A 1,119-nucleotide genomic window follows, 5' to 3' on the forward strand; every position below is an offset into this window, starting at 1 on the left:
GAGGCGCTCCGGATCATCGGATGAACACCAGCAGAAGTTGTCGAGGATCGCGATCCGGTCCGGTGGCACACCCATTGCAACGAGGCCGCGGATGGCGGTGTCGATACCGGCGCCGGCCATCTGGTAGGGATCGATCTCGGAGTAGGACGGGAAAAGGGCCTGCGAGAGCCCCACCGCTTTCTTCCAGTTCAGGACAACCTTAGTCAGTGATGCAACCGACTGGACCCGGCCCTTCCCCTGGACCGGCCCGAGCACGTGACCGCCCTGCACGGTGTGGTCGTACTGGACGGTGACGAACTCCGTTGAGCAGATGTTCTTTTGCTTCATCATTGTAACGAGCGTTGCATCGAGACGTTCGGGGCAGGGGACGGCCGGCTCCGGGTTGGCTTTCTTTTCAAAGCTCGTTGTCAGGTGTTTCTTCGGCAGGCCGTCATGCAGGAAGTCAAGCCCGATGTCCATCACGGTTTTGCCCCCGCATTCCACCACGCACCGTCCGGAGTCCGTGAACTCCCCGATCACGGTCGCCTTTACGTCGCGACGTGCCATCAGGTCCATGAATACACGGAGATCACCAGGGGGCACAGCAAGCGTCATTCTCTCCTGCGACTCGGAGATCCAGACCTCCCACGGCGCCATGCCGTGGTACTTGAGCGGGACACGGTCAAGGTGAACGTGGCAGCCATTACATTCCTTTGCCATCTCGGCAACCGAGCAGGAGAGACCCCCGGCACCGTTGTCCGTGATGCTCCGGTACAGCCCGAGGTCGCGAACCTCCTTCACGATCACGTCCGAGAACTTCTTCTGGGTGATCGGGTCGCCGATCTGCACCGCGGTGACCGGGCTCTTGGAATCGAGCGCCTCCGAGGAGAACGTGGCCCCGTGGATGCCGTCTTTTCCCACCCGGCCGCCGACCATCACGATGAGGTCACCGGCCTGCGCAGTCTTCTCGTGCAGCTTCCGCCCGCTTGTTTCCCGGGGCATGATCCCAACCGTGCCGGCAAAGACAAGCGGTTTTCCCGCGTAGCGGTTGTCGAACCAGCAGAAGCCCTGCGGCGTCGGGATACCCGAGCAGTTCCCGCCAACCCCGACGCCCCGAACAACGCCATCGAGGATCTGCCG

The 1,119-nt window shown here is 62.4% G+C and carries 1 protein-coding gene; it reads right to left on the minus strand.

The genetic code is table 11. The features are described 5' to 3' along the window. Positions 1 to 1,119, minus strand: a 1,119-nt coding sequence (locus CW742_RS14485; RefSeq protein ID WP_292421594.1) for an AIR synthase-related protein, incomplete at both ends; no start/stop codon positions are given.

This window comes from Methanoregula sp., from assembly GCF_002835825.1.
Classification (GTDB): Archaea; Halobacteriota; Methanomicrobia; order Methanomicrobiales; family Methanospirillaceae; genus Methanoregula.